Raw genomic sequence first — 21,005 nt, 5'->3', positions numbered from 1 at the left:
CGAAGGGGGAATGAACATGCAGTCCCGGCTCACGCAGGAGGAATGGAATTACTTGAGCGGACATTTTGGCATGTGTGAGCATGCCTCGACCCGTCATAGAAATTCGGTGAGAGTGTTGGGCTTGCTTGATTCAGCGAGCTGCTCCGATTATCTGGATCTATTGTCTGTGCAGCTGCAGTCCCCCTCGCGGATGATTACAGCTTCACAGTTTATGAAAAGATATGCCTTCTTAACCGCCGCTCCGCTGCTGTACGCCATGTCCGCGTACAACAGGGGGCTGGATTTATCGGCCGGGAACTGCTTGCTCGAATCGACCCCTGGCCTCTCCTGGCTGGAGCTTGTCAGTCTTGACGATGTCGATGCGGCGATGCCCGAAGCAAGCGAACGGCATGCTTGGCGCGATACGGTAATTCAAAGTTATTTCGCCGGTAATCTGGGCAAACTCATACAGGTCATGTCTGGCGTGGCCAATGTGCCCAAACCGATTTTATGGGAGAATGCCGCGGTTCGTGTGTTTTCGCTCTATGAGAAACGAATCCGCGCAAGCGGGGATCAGCAGGAGCAAGCCCGCGGCCGGGAAGACTTTCAATACCTGATTCATCAGGCTCCTGGCGCCCTGTTCGGGGAAAAACAAAATCCGCTGAGCCCCTTTTATGGCAAACCGGTTTGCTCGACTGTCACTGATACGTCTATGCGGGTCCGCAAAACCTGCTGCTTCTACTATGAGGTCTCCAGTGTCGAAGAATACTGCTCTAACTGTCCGAAGGTGAAAAACTAACGGATGCAAGTATTTGTTCATCACTTAACAGCATATGCATTATAAAATCAGCGCCGTCCGGTTCACCGGGCGGCGCTTTTGCTTGCAGTCGGTCAGCCGTGCATCCCGGCTATAGCTGCGGATTTGGTCTGATTGCATCCAGCCCTCCCCCTCCCCTTTCCTCTTGGCAATAGTCCCCCGGTTATTTTCCAACATTTACAAACCCTTCTTCTAGCGATTACCAACAGTTAATAAAAGTATTTTATAGTAGACAAGTGTAAGAAATAAGTAAATATCTGGAGGGTTTGAATTGAGAAAAATGCATGTTCTTGCTATTCCGCTGCTGCTGTCCGCGTTATTGATTAGCGCCTGCGGCGCCAACAACGGCACCGCAGGCAATAATGGCGGCAACTCCGCAGTGCCTGCGGCGACGAACGAAGAGACTTCTGCCCCTGCCGATACGACTGAAGCAAGCAAGTCAGCCGAAGGCTATGTTCCCGAAACGCTGACCGTTCAATTCGTTCCTTCGCAGAACGCCGATACGCTGGAGGCGAAGGCGAAACCGTTGGAGAAGCTGCTGGGCGACAAATTGGGCATCCCGGTAAAAGTGAGTGTGTCCACCAACTACAACACGATTATTGAGGCCATGGCTTCCAAGCAGGTAGACGTAGGCTTCCTCCCCCCTACCGCATACGTCATTGCCAAAGACAAAGGGGCGGCCAATATTATTTTGCAGGCGCAGCGTTTCGGCGTTGACGACAACACCGGCGCTCCGACGGCCGAACTGGTTGATTTCTACAAATCGATGCTTATCGTCAAGGCGGATTCTGATATCAAAGAAGTAAAGGATCTGAAGGGCAAACGTATCGCCTATCAGGATGTCACTTCGTCGGCCGGTTACGTGTGGCCGGCAGGCAAGCTGATGGATAACGGCATCGATCCGCTGAGCGACGTAACGCCGGTTACGGTGAAAGGCCATGACCAGGGCGTAATTGCTTTGCTGAACGGGGATGTCGACGCTGCCGCTATTTTTCAGGATGCGCGCAATACCGTGTTGAAGGACTATCCGGATGTATTCAAGGATACCCGCGTCCTGGCTTTCACCGAGCCGATACCGAACGACACCGTAACGGTCCGCTCCGATATGAACCCGGACTGGACGGCGAAAATTCAGCAGGCGTTCATCGATATCGGCACCGATCCGGAAGGCCACAACATCATTAAGGAGATCTATACGCACGAAGGCTATGTCAAATCCGACGACAGTGTCTTCGAGATTGTCCGCCAATATGGGGAAAAGGTGAAAACCGAGTAAGCTCTCCCGCTTCCTGCGGTAAGCCGGTTTTGCACCCGGCTGGACAAGCCAGTACGTTCGCTTACGGCGCGCGTGCTGGCTTGTCCCATTGTTACGACTCCCTAACGAAAAGGAAGGAACTTAAGCATGATTGAGCTGCGCAACGTATACAAGGCATATCCGAACGCGACAAAGGGACTTAACGGCATCAATCTGACCTTCGGCAAAGGCGAGTTCGTCGCGGTTGTCGGGCTGTCCGGGGCAGGCAAATCCACCCTTCTCCGCTCGATCAACCGGCTGCACGATATTTCCGAAGGCGACATCCTGATCGACGGCAGTTCGATCACGCAGGCGAGCGGCAAGCAGCTGCGGATGATCCGCCGCGATATCGGCATGATATTCCAGAGCTTTAATCTGGTCAAGCGCTCGACCGTCCTCCGCAACGTGCTGGCCGGGCGGGTCGGCTACCATTCCACGCTGCGGACCATTCTTGGCCGCTTCCCCGAGCATGACGTCAACCTGGCTTTCAAGGCGCTGGAGAGAGTCAATATTGCGGAGAAGGCTTATTCCCGGGCGGACGAGCTGTCAGGGGGACAGCAGCAGCGCGTTGCGATTGCCCGTGTCCTTGCGCAGGAAGCGAAAATTATTTTGGCCGATGAGCCTGTTGCCTCCCTCGACCCGCTGACGACGAAGCAGGTCATGGACGATTTGAAAAAAATCAATCAGGAGCTTGGCATTACGACGATCGTCAACCTTCACTTTATTGATCTGGCCCGGGAATACGCGACGCGGATTGTCGGGCTCCGGGCAGGCGAAGTCGTCTTCGACGGGCCCGTATCGGAAGCGACGGATGAAAGGTTCGCCGCAATTTACGGCAGACCGATTATGACGGACGAGCTGCTCGGGGAGCTTGTCGTATGAGCCTGCAGGCGAATGTGAAAGCAAGCGCACAACCCCGTGCAGAGCGTCCGAAGCCGCCCCGAAGATACAAGCATTACTTGACGGCGGCAGTCGTGCTCGCGGCGTTGTGGGGAAGCGCCGCGAGGACCGAAGCGACGATTGGCGAGCTTGTCAAAGGCCTGCCGAATATGCTGGATCTGCTTCGCGAAATGTTTCCGCCGAGATGGTCGTATTTCGATAATATTGTGGCTGCCATGCTGGAGACGATACGCATGGCGGTTATCGGCACGACGATAGGCGCCATGCTGGCCGTTCCTGTCGCCCTGCTGTGCGCAAGCAATATCGCCGGAACCGGGTGGCTCTTCTACCCGATCCGCTTCCTGCTTAATCTGGTCCGCACCATCCCGGATTTGCTGCTTGCGGCGATCTTCGTTGCCATTTTCGGCATCGGTCCCGTGCCGGGCATCCTGGCTCTCGCCGTTTTCTCGCTGGGCCTGATCGCCAAGCTGACCTATGAGGCGCTCGAAGGAATCGACCGCGGACCGCTGGAAGCGATGACCGCCGTTGGCGCTAACCGCTCGCAGCGTATCATGTACAGCGTCGTGCCGCAGATTCAGGCGCATTTTGTCTCGTTTACGCTGTATACCTTCGAGATTAACGTTCGGGCTGCTGCGGTGCTTGGGCTCGTCGGTGCCGGAGGGATCGGCCATTTCTACGATGTAACGCTCGGCTTCCTGGAATATGACAAGACTTGCGTTATTATTCTTTTCACATTGGCTGTCGTGCTGCTGATTGATTATGCGAGCACCAAGCTGAGGGAGAAGCTGCTATGACGACGAAAACAGAAGCACAACGACTCCGCAAACCGCGGCGCAGCCGATATCGCTGGCTTATCTATGCGGCGCTTGCGGCCGTCTATATATGGGCTTTCGCCGGTATTCCGTTCACGGGGATCAAGGAGACGGCCTGGCAGATTACGAAGTCGATCACGACCGGCATATTCTCGCCGGACTGGGACTTCGTCTACTTGCCCGATGGCGAGGATCTGCTGCGCGGTCTGCTGGATACGCTCGCGATATCCGTCCTGGGCACTTTTATCTCCACCGTGATCTGCATCCCGTTTGCATTCTGGGCGGCTGCCAATATGAGCCAATACAAGACGGTATCCGGCACGGGGAAAATCCTTCTCAGCTTCATCCGGACCTTTCCCGAGATTGTCATGGCGATCCTGTTCATCAAGGCGGTCGGACCCGGCTCCTTCGCAGGCGCTCTGGCGCTTGGCTTGCATTCAATCGGGATGCTGGGCAAGCTGTTCGCCGACGAGATCGAAAGTATCGACCGCGGTCCGGTGGAAGCACTGATTGCGACAGGCGCCAATCGGCTCCAGCTGCTATGGTTCGCGGTCATTCCGCAGGTACTTCCGGGCTTCCTGTCCTATACGCTGTACCGGTTCGAGATCAATTTGCGCTCTGCCACGATTTTGGGAGTTATAGGTGCCGGCGGCATCGGAACGCCGCTTATCTTTGCACTCAGTACGCGCAATTGGGACCGCGTCGGCATCATTCTGCTTGGCATCGTAATCATGATCACGATCATCGACTATCTCTCCGGGGCAATCCGGAAGAGACTGGTCTAGGAGAAGAAACCGTCCGTTCCGCCTGCTGCGGAACGGACGGTTTCTTTAGTTGCGCCGGGTCTGTGAAGCTCGCAATATGGTTTGTTGTGTACCTTCATGGCGTGCTCCCGTTGTATTCGGCGTTGAATGAGATGTGCTTTCCACACAACATGGCTGTACCCGAAGCACTCGGCCATTGAGGTGCGCTTTAATTTACCTCATGGCTTGCTCTCGCCGCATTCGGCATTGAATAATGGTGCGCATTCTCTATACCGCATCGAATGGCACTCATGCCTCATGGCACGTTCCCACCGAACTCGGCGTCTAAACGGGGATTCATTTTGATGTACCTCGTGGCATGCTCCCATTGCGCCGCATAGGCATCTCATCTTACCCGCTTTTAAGGAGGCAGTATTTTCGCGCGCTTTCGCGCTACCTCACGACGACAGTGATCGTCTCGCTTGTTGTCTCGCCTGCGGCGTTGACAAGCTCGCTGCGGTACGTGTACGTTCCCGTCTTACGCCCGTCAATCGCTGTCACGGCATGCTGTGCGTTCGGCGTGTGCTCCTCCAGCTGCTGCGAATCGATGAGTCTGTCATTTTCATACAGCCGGTACCCGGTCGCATTCGTTCCCCACCACAGATTCATCGTTACGTTATATTTGCCGTCGCCGTCCCAATTGTCTTGCGACAGCACCGGCTTGCCGGGGGACGCATCCGTCACGGTCACGACCAGCGTATCGCTCATCGTCGTTCCGTAGGCGTTGCCAAGCTCCGCTGTATAACGGTAAGTCCCGTTCGCCTTGCCGGCAATATCGGTATTCACGGTTTGCGCGGCTGGTGTCCTGTCCGTCAGATTCTGCGTGCTGATCAGCTCGCCGTTCTCGTACAGCTTGAATGAGGTGCCGTTAATCCCCCACCATACATTCATCGTTACCGTATAGCTGCCGTCCCGCAGGCCCGTATCATAACCGTTGTTGCTCGACAGCACCGGCTTGACTGGAACGCCCGTCGCCAGTGGCTTGCCTGTAACCTGGAAGGGATAGCTGGCAGCCGAGACGTTCCCTGCGGCATCCGCAACGCTGTAGCTTACCGAGTGAGCGCCAACTCCCAGCTCCGATGCCTGTACCGTCTCCCCGCTCGCAATTTCTGCGCCGTCCAATAGCAGCTGCTCTGAGATTATTCCGGAGAGCCCGTCGGATGAAACCAATTCAAAGGTCAGAACAGCTGTTTCAAGCACATCCCCTACAGCCTGCCCCGACTGGGTCAGTTCAGCGGCAGGAAGCGTTTTATCCACGTTAACCTGAATGAATTTCGCCTCTTCTGCATTGCCGGCCGCATCCGCAGAGAAATAGCCGATCGTATGCCGCGCTTCCTCTGTGATGGTGAACGGCCCCGCATAGGCATTGTATGCACCGCCGTCAACGGCATATTGCGTTGCAATGGTTCCGTCCGTGTCATCTGAAGCGGTTAACGTAACTTCCACATCCTGATTCACCCATCCGTCGGCGTTAGGAGCCGTGGAAAGCGCAGCCGACGTTGTCGGCGCCTCCGTATCCGACTGCACCGCTGTGAAGTCGCCGAGCCCTCTCGGCTTCAACTGGTAGAGCCCTCTGAAAATAGCCGAGACGCCCGTTACGTTCACCACGGCTCCTTCCTGATACGGAAAATCGGCAAGCGCAGCTCCCGTCCGCACATCAACGCGCACATGATTGCTGACTCCACCGTTCACCGCGTCGAATTCAAAAGAACCCGCAGGCGTTGCGCTGATGATATTGCGGATCGTCACATCCTGCAGCTGAAGCAGCTGCCCTTGATTGGCATCGCTCACCGCTTCCGCCATGACCGGGCCAGGCAGCGGTGCCGTGCCCGTCTTCTCGATTGCAACCAAATCGGCAAGCTCAAGCTCGGTATTATAAATGGCAAGAGGCGCCGTAATCTTCACGACATCGCCCTGGTGATAGCCGCTGGCGCTTTGGAACACATAAATTCCGCCGGTCTCATCCTGAAGATAGAAGGCTTGTCCGCCAAAAGCACCCGGCTCGGTCGTGATCACTCCCTCCACCGTAACGGTCGTTCCTTCCGCCTTCGTACGGGCTTCCGCTATGGTGACAGCTGACGGAATCGGTCCTTCCTCCTCCGGCAACGGCTCCGCAGGCACGTTTGCCAGTGTCACGGTCTGTGTGAGCAGGTTCGTGCCGTTCTGTCTGAGGCGTAGGTTCGCCATTCCATTCGTACCCGGCTTGATCCGGACCGTCAGGTCCTTGAAAGCATGCCCCCTGCTGTCAGAGGTCAAGCTGAAAGCGGCGCTGTAGCCATAAGCTGCCGGCCACGTGCCGTCTTCATTCCGGATCAGAGCTACCTGCGCGCCGCCGGTCAAATAAATGCCCGCGCCGAAGCCCGATACCGTGGTATTGGCAGGCAGATTGTCTGCGGCTACGCGAATTTGAAAATCGGCGGCGTTCGGCAGCTGCGCCTGGTGGACGAAGCTGTACGCCGCATTCGCGCTGCTTGCAGGTCCGCCGTAAGAACCCGGCTTGAAGGTCGAACGGTCATGCCATTTATACCCGGCCGCCGGGGCGGACCAAGGCTCCGGCTGCGGCTCCGTAGATGCTTCGGGAGACTCGGTCGGCAGCAGCGCCGTTGGCTGGTCGAGCTGCTGGCCGCTTACTTGCTCCAGGCTCGTATAGCTCTCCTTCTCGGACAGCCAATTGATCAAATTCACAAGCAGCAGGCCGTCATCCTGCTCCTTGAAGCCGTCGTATGTCGTCTTCCTTGCGCCCGTCTCCTCGCGCAGATATTTCGGAGTGGCGTCCTCGACCGGCGACGAATCGCCGATAAATGCGGCTTTGCCGGCTCCGGCCTTGGAGACGGCAACAAAAGGCCCTTCTGCAATCCCTCCGCCGTTATAGACCCCTTGGTCGACGGCGCTTTCCCAGGACTCATTCGTTTCGGGAACGTAGACGATCCCTTTGGCTTTGGACGGATCGATGATGGCGAGTGTCGAGCCGGCATGCATGGCCACGCCAGACACGCCTTCCGTAATGCCGAATGCCTGCCCGGACTGGACGATCTGATTCGCCGTTATATCGCCAAGCGCATTGTAGCGGAACCGGACGCCGAAATTGTCCGCCAGCCAATCGGAGCTGGCGATATTTTGCATGGCGGCCGAGCTTCTTTCTTCCGCGGTCATCCCCTTGGCCGGATCTTCCCAGGCACCGCGCCGGTACCCGTTTATTGCCTCGGAGCCGTCCCAGCGGTTCTTGTTGCGGTCCGCGTTATAATGGTCGCCGATAAAGAAGATGCTCCCGCCCTCCTGGACATACTGCTCCATGGCGTCCTGCTCGCTCGTCTTGAACGGAATGTTCGGCTCCGCGATGACGAACACGTCGTAATCCTTCAAATCATTATAAGTAAAAGCGGCAGACTTGCGCAGTTCCTTTACATAGTAGCCGTCGTCTGCCAGTGCTTGGCCAAAATCCGAGAAGCCCCCGTCAATTACCCAGTCCGCCGCTCCCGCCGTTTGGGCGTGCGTGTTGTCGAAAAGAACCTTTTTGCCTGCATTCTCGTTGACGATCTTCGCATCAATGAAAGGCGCCGGGTCGCCCGGACCCTCGGCATAGGCCGGCTGGAGCCCGCCTGTGAATCCCGCAAACAGCGGCAGTACCAGAGCCGTCAGCAAGGCGGCCTTTACCCATTTTCCATTTCTCCACGCAAGATTTCCCATTAAAGTCCCTCCTCATATGGAATCTAGTATTTCGCCCATATTCTACCATATGATTAAGAACGCCGGTGATAGGGTTTTGTAAATATCGTGAGTTTTTTTAGAAAATGAAAGGGACAGCGGACACGTACTGGAAAGGGAATCCGGCGTACAAATGAAGCGAGCCGGCATGAAATATGGAGCCAAAAAATAAAAAAACCGCGATTTACGCGGATCCATAACAAAAACAGATTATTATCCCCAGACATCAGAAGCTAATGTGGGGACGATTGATTTTCAAAGATGACGCCCTATGTAAAATTACCGGCAGACACATGCCGCCAAGGAGGCTGAAATAAGCCTCCTCAAGCGAAAGGTCCCGGGACTGACAGGCTTTAATAACGGGGATCGGCCTGGAATTCTTGCCCATGACATCCTGAGAACGGCCAACCTGCTCAAGGGTAAATGCCAATGATACGGCGAACCGGATAATGAGAAGCTCCAAAGAAATCGGGAAAGGCATGATTCTCTCTTCAGAGCGGCCAGTCAGACTCAAATAGCATTCACACCATTGGCAATATCGTTCTGTACGCTGTCCTGGAAATCAGGGTCGTTCGTGTTCGTGGCACTGAGCGCATTGTTCGAGTTGGCAAGGCTGCCTGTTAAAAATGAACCGGCTCCGGCATATGTTTTTGACGTGCTGGATGGAGACGATTGGATACAGTCGCCGAACTGGACGATGGAACTCGATCCGACGCTGACAATTTTGGCAAAGCCGACAATAGCGGGCATTATAAGATCACTCCTTCTTCAACTGTGTTTTTACATCGTATGCGGCATTTGCCCATAGGTTCCAGCCCACTGTGCAAGGTATTTATCCGGCAAGCCGCCATACCCGCCGGTTATAGCCAGCATAAAGAGCAAGCTCACATTCATAAACTTACTCCGTGGATCTTGAATGTAAGGAGGTCTCCCTTTTATATGCCCGAAAAGATAAATCTCCAAAAATTCGTAGATGAGCTGCCCGTTCCCTATACGTTATCCCCCAGGAAGCAAGGCAGCAATCATTCCTATTACGAAGTGATAATGAAGGAGTTTTCCCAGAAGCTGCACAGGGACCTTCCGCCAACCCGTCTATGGGGGTACGAAGGAATATTTCCAGGTCCTACATTCGATGTGATGAAGAATGAGACTGTGTTGGTCAAATGGATCAATGATCTGCCGGCCAAGCACTTTCTTCCCGTTGATACCACGATCCACGGTTCCGAAGCAACGCTTCCGGAAGGAAGAAGCGTTGTACATTTACATGGAGGAAGAACGCCAGCCCATAGCGATGGTTACCCTGAGGCATGGTTCACGAGAAATTTCGAACAAACGGGACCTCTATTTGAGCGGGAGGTGTATATCTATCCGAATATTGAGCGGGCCACAGCTTTATGGTATCACGACCACACTATAGGAATTACAAGATTGAATGTCTATGCGGGACTCGTGGGTTATTATCTCATTCGCGACAAGCACGAGCAATCGCTTAATCTTCCTCAAGGAAAATATGAAATTCCGCTTATCATTGTGGACCGATCGTTCAATCCCGATGGATCGCTTTACTATCCCGCCAGACCGGATCAGGATGATGCAGGTCTCCCGTCTCCTTCTCTAGTCCCTCCTTTTGATGCGGATACGATACTGGTCAACGGAAAAGTCTACCCCTATTTGAACGTTGAGCCACGAAAATACCGGTTTCGGATATTGAACGCATCCAATAGTCGAATCCTTACATTAAAATTGGACAGCAACCAGCCTTTTTTTCAAATTGGCACGGATAGCGGCCTGCTTGAGACAATGATCGTCATCCATGAATTTATCCTTTTGAGCGCCGAGCGTATGGACGTAATCATCGATTTTTCCCAATGCCGCGGCCAATCCATCACTCTCAAAAATGTTACCGGGAATGCCTCAGCCGAAACTACGGAGGTTATGCAATTCAGAGTCATCCAACCGCTAACAAGCGCAGATACCAGCTCTCTTCCATTTTACATGGGAGAATTTATAAGACTATCAAGAAATATGGCCAAGAGAACAAGAGATTTGGTGCTTATCCGAATTCAGGACCGGTATGGACGATCCTTGAATTTATTGGACGGTAAAATGTGGATAGATCGCATATCCGAAAAAATTGAAGTGAATACGGTCGAAATATGGAGGTTCATTAATATCATTAATGATGATCCCCACCCGATCCATCTTCATTTGGTTGACTTCCAAATCCTTGAGCGTCAGCCTTTTGATGTCGCTCATTTTGAAGAAACAGGAAACCTTATATTCCCGGGACCTCCGGATCCTCCTGAACCTTATGAAACAGGATTGAAGGATACCGTTCGAGCCCCTTATGGTTATATTACATCCATAATAGCCCGTTTTGGACCTTTTACCGGGCGTTATGTGTGGCATTGCCACATGCTGGAGCATGAGGATTATGAAATGATGCGGCCCATGGAAATTTTTAAAACACTGGATTAAAGACAAACAGGAGACTCATTTCCATTACATCCATCCGGCATTCGGCATCGCCACCCGGATGACAGGGGCATCTATCCATTGCGATAGTCTTCTCCTCTGATCTTCTGTACGCATACTCCAATCAAAAACAGCCTTCGCCGTCCAGAGGGCAGCGAAGGTTGTTTGAATTGCTGACTTATTAAATAAAATGTAAATATTGCAGCATCCGCTTCAGTATGACGGCGCTTTGCGCCCGGGTTGCTTCCGTCTGCGGATCGAATGCCCCGCCGGTCGTCCCTTGGACAATTCCTGTCCCGGAGAGCTGTGCAATCGCATCCGCCGCCCAGTCCGAAATGTCTGCGGCGTCGGCGAACGGCTCCAATGCGCCGGCATTCGTCTGCGGCGTTTGTCCGGCGAACGCCAACGCTCTTGCGATCATCACGGACATCTGCTCGCGGGTGATACTGGCGTTGGGCCGGAAGGTCCCGTCCTCAAAGCCGTCGATCAAACCGGCGTGCAGCGCAGTTTCTGCTGCTTCGGCATACCAGTCCTCCGCCTTCACGTCCGTGAACGGCTCTTCTCCACTGGCCTCGGGCAGCCCGAGTGCGCGCACGAGCAGCGCTGCGAATTCGGCGCGGGACACCTTGGCGTTCGGAGCGAATCCGCCGTCCGGCTGTCCTTCGACGATCCGCTTGTTCGCCAGCAGCTCGATCTCCTCTTGTGCCCAATGCCCCTCCACATCAGGGAACGATTCGTCCGACTGAATGACCGTATACAGGCCGTCCACAGGGGAATGAATGACTACCATCGGCGGTTCGCCACTTGAAAATACGGAAGGCGCAAAATGCAGACCGCCCTTCGCATCGATCCATACCGCTGTCGTCTTATCCGGATTGGCTGCCGCGGACAGCCTGATCGTCCGCTCTGCATAGATGCCGCTCCAGCCAGTAATGGCCTGGCCGTCCGCATCCAGCCCATAAGCGATCGGATGCACAAGCAGCGGAGTCGCGCCCGCCTTGTCGATCACTTGCTTTATGGCAGCGCTCGACGCATCGGACGCTTCTGCAATCGCAGCTGTCAGGATCGCCCCTTCGGGCAGTTCGCCAATAGCGCTTAGCGGAATACGCAGACTGTTCCCGTTCACGGTTATCAGCAGTTGGGCTTCCGGTTGGCTGTTTAGGACGCTTAGAAGCAGCGCTGCCGGCAAGCTTATCTTGACCGCCGGACCGAGCCCGTCGGCCTTAAGCTCTGTTTCCGCTTGATCGGCGAAGGCTCCGGCCAATTGCTCCGCTGTCGGGAAGAGCCGGATCACGGTCTGTCCGTCGGCGGATGTCTCCTTCGTGAATCGCACCGCCGTACTTACGCCGTCCAGCATAATGGTTGCCGTCGGTTCGGTTGCGGGACCCGATGGGCCGGTATAAACCGGTCCGCCGGGTGTATCGTCCCCATCGTCTTCATCCGGATCGGGTGACGATGTATCGATGCCGGTGACGGCAATTTCGCTCACCGCTTCATTGCCTGCCTTGTCCCTGGCATAGACGGTATAAGTACCGTTCGCTGAGACGATGAACTGCTGCGCGGCCAGAATATCGGTACCGGCTTCGCCTGCAAAATCGGCGCTGCTATGGCTTCCCGGCAGCCAGTTCAGCTCGGTCAGCGTGTTGCCCGCCGACACTCCATATACGCTCGCCGTTACCGTTACACCTATCGATGAACTGCCGCCTTCTCCAGCGGCCAGGGCAATAGCAGGCGGAATGGACACGATATGCAGCCCTTTCGTATCCGGTGCCTGATAAGCCAGCGAAGCTGCCCCGCTGCCATTGGCACGCGTTATGCTTGCGCCGTTCGGAAGCTCCATCTGCGGGGAAATGGCAATGCCATCCTCATCCGCAAGCCCACCGGGAACGTCATATTCGAAGGTAAGCTCGGTCAATGGCGTGCCGCGTTCCCCTATATAAGAGGCATAAACCGTCTCGGTACCGCTGCCGCTGCCGATTGCGAGCGGAATGGCCGGCGAACCCGTCACGGTCACTTCATACCCATAGACCGCCGTAAAGCGTAGGATATCGTTGGTGCCGTACAGACCATCCGCTGGCGCTGTCAGCACAAGCCCCACCCAAGCGGCTTCAAAATGCGCCAGGGCGTTATTCAACGCGGCGGCTGCCGCATCCAGCTGATCCTGGGTTTGATTCCCGGCATCGTCAGCGATTCCCTGCGCCACGTTGATTGCGCCTAGCAGCGCGGCGCGGGCTGCGCTGGACGCTTCACCGACATCCGTGCCTTCCGGATGCTCGGTCAACGTCTGATCCGCTAATGCGATTGCCGCTTCCAATGCTGCGGCATCGCCAGCCAGGATAATGGCATCCCCGAATGTATCGATCGCCGCATTCAACGCGGCGGCTGCCGCATCCAGCTGATCCTGGGTTTGATTCCCGGCATCGTCAGCGATATCCTGCGCCACATTGATTGCGCCTAGCAGCGCGGTGCGGGCTGCGCTGGACGCTTCACCGACGTCCGTGCCTTCCTGATGCTCGGTCAACGCCTGATCCGCTGCCGCTATGACCGCCTCCAATTCTGCGGCATCGCCAGCCAGGATAATGGCATCCCCGAATGTATCGATCGCCGCATTCAACGCGGCGGCTGCCGCATCCAGCTGATTCTGGGTTTGATTCCCGGCATCGTCAGCGATACCCTGCGCCACGTCGATTGCGTCTTGCAGCGCGGTGCGGGCTGCGCTGGACACTTCACCGACGTCCGTGCCTTCGGGATGATCGGTCAACGCCTGATCCGCTAACGCGATTGCCGCTTCCAATGCTGCGGCATCGGCCGGAGGCGGAATGATCGCGTCGGTGAACACATCGATCGCCGCATTCAACAAGGCTGCGGGAGGTTCCAAATCGGTGGATACGGTTGTGCCCGTGATCCCGTCGACGAAAAGTCTGGCATCAGCGAGCGCATCCTTCAAGCCGTCATGAATGGGCGTTGGCACCTGCCCTTCATTTGTGCCTGGCATATGGTCTGATAACAACTGTTTCGCCGCGTCCATCGCTGCAAACAACACGGTCCCGTCCACAAATGTATACCCCTTGCTCCTTGCATAATTTTGCACAGCGGATCTCGCGGAACCAAAAATTTTCAGATCTGCCGCAATGGTCTGATTGTTGTTGAACGCGAGGTTATCGATAACTGTTGATTCATTCAGCAGCGTTACGCTGGTCAGAAGATTATAACGGAAAGCATAACCTCCTATACTCGTCACGCCGTCCGGAATAACCACGCTTGTAAGCTGGTTGCCTCTAAATGCAAAATCGCTGATGCTCGTTAAGCTGTCCGGGATATTCACGCGGGTAATGAGATTGTTCGAGAAAACCTCCTGGCCAACACTCGTCACACTGTCCGGAATGTCGACGCTTGTCAGCAGATTATCCTTGAAGGCTCTTTCGCCGATACTCGTAACGCCGTCCGGGATGTCAATGCTGGTAAGGAAATTAAAGCCGAATGCATCATTGCCAATGCTCTTCAGACTGTCCGGAAAGACGACGCTCGTAAGATCGATGATATAAAATGCAGTGTCCCCAATCGCGGTGACCGGTACTCCTCCCAAGGTATCGGGAATTATGATATCCACAGCAGCTCCTCTCGGGAAATCAGTAATCGTTGCGCCATCGCCGTCAATGGTGTACGAATAATCGCTCTCCTTGGCCGCATTTGCATAGTGCACCTGCGATAATGAGGCCCAGAACATAACCAAAGCGAGCAGCATGCTTAAAGCTGATTTCCTCATTTTTTGCCTCCTTTCCTTCCACGGATAATTGATGTACGAATTGTCTGGCACGATCAGGAGATGGAGCTCCCGAAGCTGCGCGCAGCAGCTTGTGTTCCATGTTCCAAACACAGGTGAATGGTTGCCGACGCGGAAGCCAGACGACCGCCATTTGTAATTGTAGCAAAGGCCAATAAAAGAATAATGAAAGATCATCTCCCAAACTGCCGCGCAGCATCAAGAATCCGCAGGTTTGCAAGGAGCTTAAAAAATTTTTTGGAATAAAACGAAGACAGCTCCGGGCTTATTTGCCCGGAGCTGTCTTTAATACGAATAGCTCAACATATGATCGTCAAGCCGTTTCCTTCACTCAAGGCCAGGGCCAGCTTGCTCTGGCGATCCAGCTTCTTCCGGATATCGCTTTGGTTTCAAGGTACTCTTCCAGCCCGCATACGCCCAATTCCCTGCCGATTCCGGCTTTCAAAATAATCATAAAATAATATTTTGATAATCGATCGTTCCATTTTATTTCAATAGAATAAATCCTTCATCAGCCTCTAACAGTAAGTTCAATCGCGGCCTGAAAGATTGCTTCGTTTTTAATATCGTCCTTGTGTCTCATAGCTGTACAATTAACGAACGTTCGAGTATTGTCATTCTAAAAACGATATGATCAAACGTTCCCGCAGCAGCTGTCTATTACTAGAAATAATTATTGCCATCAACGGGAATAACTAAAAAATAGTAAAGGAGGCTAAACAGCAATGGAATATACTGGGGGAGGGCTTTCACCACAGCAGAATGATGTTAAGGAACAGTTCATCAGCATCTCCGAAAATCTATCCCAATTAATTGCCTCATTGAATCAAGAGGATATTGACATTCTGAATGATCTTAGACATCTTTCTAAAAGATTCTCGGATTCGGGAAAGATGGCATCGGCGTATTACCTAAGCTGCCTGCTGGCTCCTTATACAAATAAGTTTAACGAAATTTTCGAAGCCGTCCGCAAGCTCAGTTCCAAACGGCAAGGGGCTCTTATTGTCATCCAAAGGGAAGATCCGCTTGACGAATGGATTACCCCGGGAGTGCCTATCCATGCCGAATTTTCAGGTTCGCTTTTGGATTCCATTTTCCCGGTGGGCAGCCCCTTGCATGATGGAGCTGTATTGATCCGTTACGATATTATTGTATCGGCTGCCAACATCCTTCCGCTCACCAAAAAAACATATAAAAAAAAGTTAGGGACACGCCATCGCGCTGCAATCGGATTGTCGGAGCGGACGGACGCATTAATCGTCGTGGTATCCGAGGAAACGGGAAGAGAATCATTTTCCTATAAAGGTGCTCTTTACCCCTTTCAGCTCCCGGAATCAAAATAAGCTTAAATCCCTGTCAGGCGGAGGGTTTTACATATGGATATTGCCAATAGCGACTTTTCTCTTCTGCGGACTGAATTAATAAAAAAGCTGACCCGGATTGAGGAAATACTGAAAAATGTTATTTTTACCTTTGAGCAGGAACGTGTTCAACTTCTAAGCGATATTGATGATATCTCCAAAAGGTTTTCCGAATCGGTATCGGTTGCGTCCACCTATTTTTTGAACAGCATTCTGTCTGAATACACAAATCACTATAAGGAAATATCCTTTGCCATGCATCATTTGAGTTCCAAACGGCAAGGAGCGCTTATCGTCATTCAAAGAGAAGACCTTATTGCTCCTCTAATAAGTCATGGCACACCCATATTCGCAAAGATCTCCACTCCGCTGCTGGAGTCCATTTTCCTTCCGGAGAGCCCTTTGCATGCTGGTGCGGTGTTGATTCAGGGCGATATGATTATATCCGCTGCCAATGTTCTTCCCCTTACGGATCAAATTTTCTGGGATCGGTCATTCAATGCCCGTGAGCTTGCCGCGATCGGACTATCGGAACGCTCCGATGCGTTAATTTTGCTCGTTTTCGACAACGGGTTAACGTCCTTTTGTTTAGATGGACATCTATACCCATTCTCGACGACATAGTAACTTGTTCACCATACAGAAACAGGCTATTCTTCATCTGGGAATATCTGTGCGGTCCGGTGCGAATAATATGGGATGGACATCTAAACCTTAAGAAGATGAAGATACAGCGAATATGGTCTGGAAGGGGCAAATATAAGGTATGGCACATGTACATCTGGCGGTTGTCTACTACAGCTCTACGGGTACAAACTATCAACTCGCCCAGTGGGCTGCAGAAGGAGGGAAGCTTGCGGGGGCAGACGTCAAGCTTTTCAAGGTACCGGAATTTGCGCCCCAATCAGAGATTGACGCTAACCCGGATTGGAAAGCGCATGTCGAAGCGACCAAGGATGTCCCCACTGTAGCTCCGGATGATATCGTGGCAGCAGATGCCATAATTTTCAGCACCCCCACACGTTTCGGAAATATTGCGGCACAGATGAAACAATTTTTGGACTCCACAGGCGGCATTTGGTTTCAAGGAAAAATAGTCAACAAGGTAGTAAGCGCGATGACCTCCGCACAAAACCCGCATGGCGGTCAGGAAGCTACCATACTCGCTCTGTATACGACAATGTATCATTGGGGAGCCATCGTCGTAGCGCCAGGTTATACGAATCAATCCCTGTTTGATGCAGGAGGCAATCCCTATGGTACAAGTGTGACGGTTGACCAGCAAGGAAAAATTGTCGAAGATGCCAAAGCTGCCGTCATTCATCAAGCCAAACGGGTCGTGACGATCGCTTCGGCGCTAAAGAAAGGATTCCAGGCTTAACATCCCATAACCGTTTGTTATCCGATGTGTATAAATAGGTTTTAACTAATTTTTTCCAATTATGCATGAAGGTCAGAAGAGTGCCATCGGATTCATTCGTTTGAACAAAAAAATGACCAGCTCCAATAATCGGAACTGGTCATCATTGTGAAGCGCTTGATCCTCAAGGACTTTCTTGCAGCCTGATTTGGTTCTGCATAGGTGAGCAAATGACCTGGAACATTACCCTTGCTTCTGTTTATGCTTCGGATTTTCACAAATGACCATAACCTCGCCATCGCGGCGAATAACTCTGCATTTTTCACAAATAGGCTTAACAGAGGGTCTGACTTTCATTGTAATTACCTCCCAACTTCAACCATTCGCAAGTGTCCGGGAGAACCCGGCATCCTCATGCTTTCCAATCGGCATTGCGTTTTATGCACCTGCGAGATAATGGTTCAGTTTTCCCCGTAATTCCTCGAGAGCAATAAGAGCTGCCGCATCGTGCAGAATGTCATCCGGTCTGTTTCCCTTACCAAGCAGATGACCCGCAAACGTTATGCCGGCAAAATCAAAAATATATTGGAATTGCTGGATTAATGGCAGTCCTTTCAAATGAGGTTCATCGTCCCCAATCGCGATAACAAAGGCCTTTTTGGCGGATAAAGCAGCTCTGAAACCCGCTCTGTTCTCCAGCAGCGATTGGGACCAGCGGTCAACAAAGGTTTTCATGACCCCTGACATTCCATACCAGTAGACAGGTGTCGCAAACACAATAATGTCCTGTTTCAAAACCTGTTCCATTAACATAAGGTAATCATCGTCCGGGAACGATTCCCTCTCGGAATGACGATAATCGTTAATCGGTTGGATGTTATAGTCGGACAAATATAATTTAACCGCATCCAAACCTTTTACCAACTGACCTGCCAATCTGTCGGTATTTCCGTTTTTGCGAGAGCTTCCGAGAAGAACAGCAATTCCCATTGATCGTTATCCTCCTGCATCTAAAATAGCCTTACTAGGCCTTATGGCATCGGCGAACATCCTCTTGTTCTGTCATTTTATCACCCTTTCTTCTCGATTTACAAATGATTCGATCTGTTCTTTATGTTGATCGTCGTGTAAAACAAATTCCTGAATAAGGAATGCAAGAGAATAGTTCAAGTGCGCATGATATAAATCATCGGGCATCTCCAATAGCTGGGCGACAAGATGTTCTCTGGTTCGAATGACTTCATCGATCAAGGCCGATTGTGTGATTCCCGATTTGGCATACTGGGATGCTTTTTGATTATAGGTCTCAATATCTGGAAATGTGATGTTTTTCCCTTTTCTCACGGCGGGAAGAATCTGCGAGATTATATGGTTATCCCAATTCAAAATATGCGAAACAATTTCGCTAACCGGCCATTTCCCTTCCGAAATCGGTTTTGTCCATAAATCGTCATCCAATTTGTTTAATCCAGCAATCCAGGAAGTAAAAGCTTTAAAGCTTAATATATCATGATGTTCAGGAATAAAAACCGCCCCCATTCTTGTTCCAAATAGCATTTGCATCTCAAAGGCGACCGATTAAGATGGCTGCGCGGTCGGTCTGATGACAATTTCATTCACTCCCGTATCGGCCGGTTCATTAATCGCAAAGGCAATCGCTCTTGCTATACTGTCGGGAGAAATCGCAATGTCGCTCATTTGGCTCACCATGGCTTTAATTTCAGGACTGCTGATCGCATGGGTCAGCTCCGTATCCGTAAAACCGGGGGAGACAATCGTGGTGCGGATATTGGATGCCGGTGATTCTTCCTGGCGCAGCCCTTCCGTAATGGCTCTGACCGCAAATTTGGTGCTGCTGTATACAGCAGAGGTTGGGGATACATGATAACCCGCAACCGATGAAATGTTGATGATATGGCCTGATTTTTGTTCCCTCATAGCTGGCAGAACGGCGGCAATCCCGTATAAAACGCCTTTGATATTGACATCGATCATTTGGTCCCATTCGTGGACTTTTAATTCATTCAGCTGAGAAAGAGGCATAATTCCGGCATTATTGACAAGCACATCGATGCGTCCATATTGCTTTAATGCAAATCGGGCCAGTTCCTGCATGTCTTCCGAAGAAGCCACATTGGTTGCTAAATATACAGCCTCTCCGCCCTTTTTTTCAATATCGCTTACGATCTTCTGCAAACGATCTTCTCTTCTCGCTGCCAATACGATCTTTGCACCGTATTTAGCCAATAACTCCGCCGCAGCTTGTCCGATCCCGCTGGATGCTCCCGTTATAATGATGACCTTTGACTTTACGTTTTCCATAGCTGTCTCTCCTCGTACCTGATTTATGATTACATACATACTATACAATTCATAATATGACGACAGTATGTCATATTATCCGAATAGCGAAAAAGGCTGTGAGTAGTTAGCATGGATGGGAGTGAAAAATTTTATGCATAAGCGTGAGAGGCCCCGCCCTATTAGCGGCAAGGAGCCTTGGAAGGAACGGCAAAGAAGGATGCACAAGCCATGTTGACTTGTACATCCTTCCTCTGTAAGCGTAACGCCTTGGATAAGTTGTCTGCTGTCCAGCGAAGGGCATCAGACCGGATTTTGGGATGAGTCCACCGCTTCTAGTCAATGGTCCACGGGGAAGTCTGTCGAGAATGCGAGATCTCTCTGCGCTTCCAGAGCCGCGAGCCGCTCGGTAAGCGCCTTGTGAATCGCATTGTAAGAGTCGCTGCCGAGCACGATCCGCTCCGGAGCCGGATTCTGATCGACGCTGTCGATCATGATCTTGGCCATCCTGGCAGGATCGCCAATCGGAAGATGCGTGGAGCCCTCAATGAATCGCCGGGTCATGCTGGCAGGGCTTGCGTCATAGGCATCGATTTTCGTACCGATCCTGGCGCTGCCGTATCTGAACTCCGTGCGCGCGCCGCCAGGCTCGACGATGGTGACACCGATATTGAAAGGTGCAACATCCTTCATCGTTGATTCGATGAAGCCTTCGATTCCCCACTTGCTTGCGTGATACAGCGACGCGCCTGGATTGGTCGCCTGGCCGCCATAGGTAGAGAGCTGGATAATGCGGCCCCCCCCTTGCGCGCGCAAATATGGAAGTGCGGCGCGGACCACCTGGATCGAGCCGATCAGGTTGGTGTTCAGATGGTGGAGGATTTGCTCATCCGTAAGCTCCTCAGCTGCGCCGAAGAGTCCATAACCGGCGTTGTTGACCACAACGTCGATCTTGCCGAGTTCGGCGAATGCCTGGTTCACAGCCTGATGGATAGCTGGCGTATCGGTTACATCGAGATGGGCGAGCCACAGTTTGTCGCCGTATTTGGCTTTGAGATCGTTCATGGCATCCATCCTGCGGACGGTGCCGGCGACACGGTCGCCGCGGGCAAGAAGCTGCTCGGTCATGTGACGGCCGAAGCCGCTGGTTACGCCGGTAATCAGCCAGGTCCGTTGTGTCATTGGATCATTCCTTCTCTCTTTGGGTTCAGCCATTATATTAACTAACTGGTTAGTAATAATATAAACTGATCTAACCATTTAGTCAATGGAACGACCCGATTTACCAGAAAGAATCAATTATATTGGACTCCCCGTCCGCAATGCCGTCAGAGTTCAGCGCGTGCTCAAACAGGCTGCCCGGTAAAATCAGGCAGCCTGTTTGCACGATTGTATTAAGGTCTATCCTTCGCAT

The 21,005-nt window shown here is 52.5% G+C and carries 17 protein-coding genes; 9 read left to right on the top strand and 8 right to left on the bottom strand.

The window, feature by feature from the left end; translation table 11 throughout:
- The first annotated feature begins 16 nt into the window (after nucleotides 1–16).
- From AC0YOA_RS22025 to phnE (AC0YOA_RS22005), 5 genes are all read left to right on the top strand, one after another.
- Nucleotides 17–778 (top strand): IucA/IucC family C-terminal-domain containing protein, encoded by a 762-nt coding sequence (locus AC0YOA_RS22025; RefSeq protein ID WP_475788431.1) that lies wholly within the window; start codon nucleotides 17–19, stop codon nucleotides 776–778.
- A 298-nt stretch (nucleotides 779–1,076) separates the two neighbouring features.
- Nucleotides 1,077–2,072, top strand: coding sequence for a phosphate/phosphite/phosphonate ABC transporter substrate-binding protein (locus tag AC0YOA_RS22020; protein ID WP_475788693.1), 996 nt, complete (start codon nucleotides 1,077–1,079; stop codon nucleotides 2,070–2,072).
- A gap of 126 nt (nucleotides 2,073–2,198) precedes the next feature.
- Complete coding sequence (phnC, locus tag AC0YOA_RS22015) at nucleotides 2,199–2,972, top strand: phosphonate ABC transporter ATP-binding protein (RefSeq protein WP_475788430.1); 774 nt, start codon at nucleotides 2,199–2,201, stop codon at nucleotides 2,970–2,972.
- Complete coding sequence (gene phnE / locus AC0YOA_RS22010) at nucleotides 2,969–3,784, top strand: phosphonate ABC transporter, permease protein PhnE (protein ID WP_475788429.1); 816 nt, start codon at nucleotides 2,969–2,971, stop codon at nucleotides 3,782–3,784. The genes phnC and phnE (AC0YOA_RS22010) overlap by 4 nt, the downstream gene beginning before the upstream one ends.
- Nucleotides 3,781–4,587 (top strand): phosphonate ABC transporter, permease protein PhnE, encoded by an 807-nt coding sequence (gene phnE, locus AC0YOA_RS22005; RefSeq protein ID WP_475788428.1) that lies wholly within the window; start codon nucleotides 3,781–3,783, stop codon nucleotides 4,585–4,587. The genes phnE (AC0YOA_RS22010) and phnE (AC0YOA_RS22005) overlap by 4 nt, the downstream gene beginning before the upstream one ends.
- Before the next feature lie 411 nt (nucleotides 4,588–4,998).
- Here the strand turns inward: phnE (AC0YOA_RS22005) and AC0YOA_RS22000 are convergent, their stop codons facing one another.
- Entirely contained in the window at nucleotides 4,999–8,292 is a 3,294-nt protein-coding gene (locus AC0YOA_RS22000; protein WP_475788427.1) for an OmpL47-type beta-barrel domain-containing protein, read from the bottom strand.
- 528 nt (nucleotides 8,293–8,820) lie between these two features.
- Nucleotides 8,821–9,060, bottom strand: a complete 240-nt coding sequence (locus tag AC0YOA_RS21995) for a spore germination protein (RefSeq protein WP_210040072.1) — start codon at nucleotides 9,058–9,060, stop codon at nucleotides 8,821–8,823.
- Between the two features lie 189 nt (nucleotides 9,061–9,249).
- Here AC0YOA_RS21995 and AC0YOA_RS21990 point away from each other — a divergent pair, with 189 nt between their 5' ends.
- Nucleotides 9,250–10,788, top strand: coding sequence for a multicopper oxidase family protein (locus AC0YOA_RS21990; RefSeq protein WP_475788426.1), 1,539 nt, complete (start codon nucleotides 9,250–9,252; stop codon nucleotides 10,786–10,788).
- A gap of 178 nt (nucleotides 10,789–10,966) precedes the next feature.
- Here the strand turns inward: AC0YOA_RS21990 and AC0YOA_RS21985 are convergent, their stop codons facing one another.
- Nucleotides 10,967–14,551, bottom strand: coding sequence for an S-layer homology domain-containing protein (locus tag AC0YOA_RS21985; protein ID WP_475788425.1), 3,585 nt, complete (start codon nucleotides 14,549–14,551; stop codon nucleotides 10,967–10,969).
- Between the two features lie 743 nt (nucleotides 14,552–15,294).
- Between AC0YOA_RS21985 and cdaS the strand changes: the two genes are divergently transcribed.
- The 3 genes from cdaS (at nucleotide 15,295) to wrbA (ending at nucleotide 17,311) form a co-directional block, all read left to right on the top strand.
- A complete protein-coding gene (gene cdaS, locus AC0YOA_RS21980; RefSeq protein WP_210040076.1) occupies nucleotides 15,295–15,912 on the top strand; it encodes a sporulation-specific diadenylate cyclase CdaS in 618 nt (205 codons plus the stop codon).
- 33 nt (nucleotides 15,913–15,945) lie between these two features.
- Nucleotides 15,946–16,554, top strand: coding sequence for a diadenylate cyclase (locus tag AC0YOA_RS21975; RefSeq protein WP_475788424.1), 609 nt, complete (start codon nucleotides 15,946–15,948; stop codon nucleotides 16,552–16,554).
- Nucleotides 16,555–16,696: 142 nt separating this feature from the next.
- Nucleotides 16,697–17,311, top strand: coding sequence for an NAD(P)H:quinone oxidoreductase (gene wrbA, locus AC0YOA_RS21970; RefSeq protein ID WP_475788423.1), 615 nt, complete (start codon nucleotides 16,697–16,699; stop codon nucleotides 17,309–17,311).
- 222 nt (nucleotides 17,312–17,533) lie between these two features.
- Here the strand turns inward: wrbA and rpmJ are convergent, their stop codons facing one another.
- From rpmJ to AC0YOA_RS21945, 5 genes are all read right to left on the bottom strand, one after another.
- Nucleotides 17,534–17,647: a 50S ribosomal protein L36 gene (gene rpmJ / locus AC0YOA_RS21965; RefSeq protein ID WP_210040079.1), complete on the bottom strand. Its 114-nt coding sequence runs from the start codon at nucleotides 17,645–17,647 to the stop codon at nucleotides 17,534–17,536.
- 81 nt (nucleotides 17,648–17,728) lie between these two features.
- A complete protein-coding gene (locus AC0YOA_RS21960) occupies nucleotides 17,729–18,280 on the bottom strand; it encodes a flavodoxin family protein (protein ID WP_475788422.1) in 552 nt (183 codons plus the stop codon).
- Nucleotides 18,281–18,352: 72 nt separating this feature from the next.
- Nucleotides 18,353–18,853, bottom strand: coding sequence for a DinB family protein (locus tag AC0YOA_RS21955; protein ID WP_475788421.1), 501 nt, complete (start codon nucleotides 18,851–18,853; stop codon nucleotides 18,353–18,355).
- 15 nt (nucleotides 18,854–18,868) lie between these two features.
- The gene (locus AC0YOA_RS21950) at nucleotides 18,869–19,612 is read right to left on the bottom strand and encodes an SDR family oxidoreductase (protein ID WP_475788420.1); all 744 of its coding nucleotides are present in this window, start codon (nucleotides 19,610–19,612) and stop codon (nucleotides 18,869–18,871) included.
- A 318-nt stretch (nucleotides 19,613–19,930) separates the two neighbouring features.
- Nucleotides 19,931–20,773 carry an SDR family oxidoreductase gene (locus AC0YOA_RS21945; RefSeq protein ID WP_475788419.1) on the bottom strand — a complete coding sequence of 281 codons (843 nt, stop codon included), beginning with the start codon at nucleotides 20,771–20,773 and terminating at the stop codon, nucleotides 19,931–19,933.
- Nucleotides 20,774–21,005 lie beyond the last annotated feature (232 nt).

This window comes from Paenibacillus sp. JT22N12, from assembly GCF_056269365.1.
This window is presented reverse-complemented; position numbering and strand designations above follow the sequence as displayed.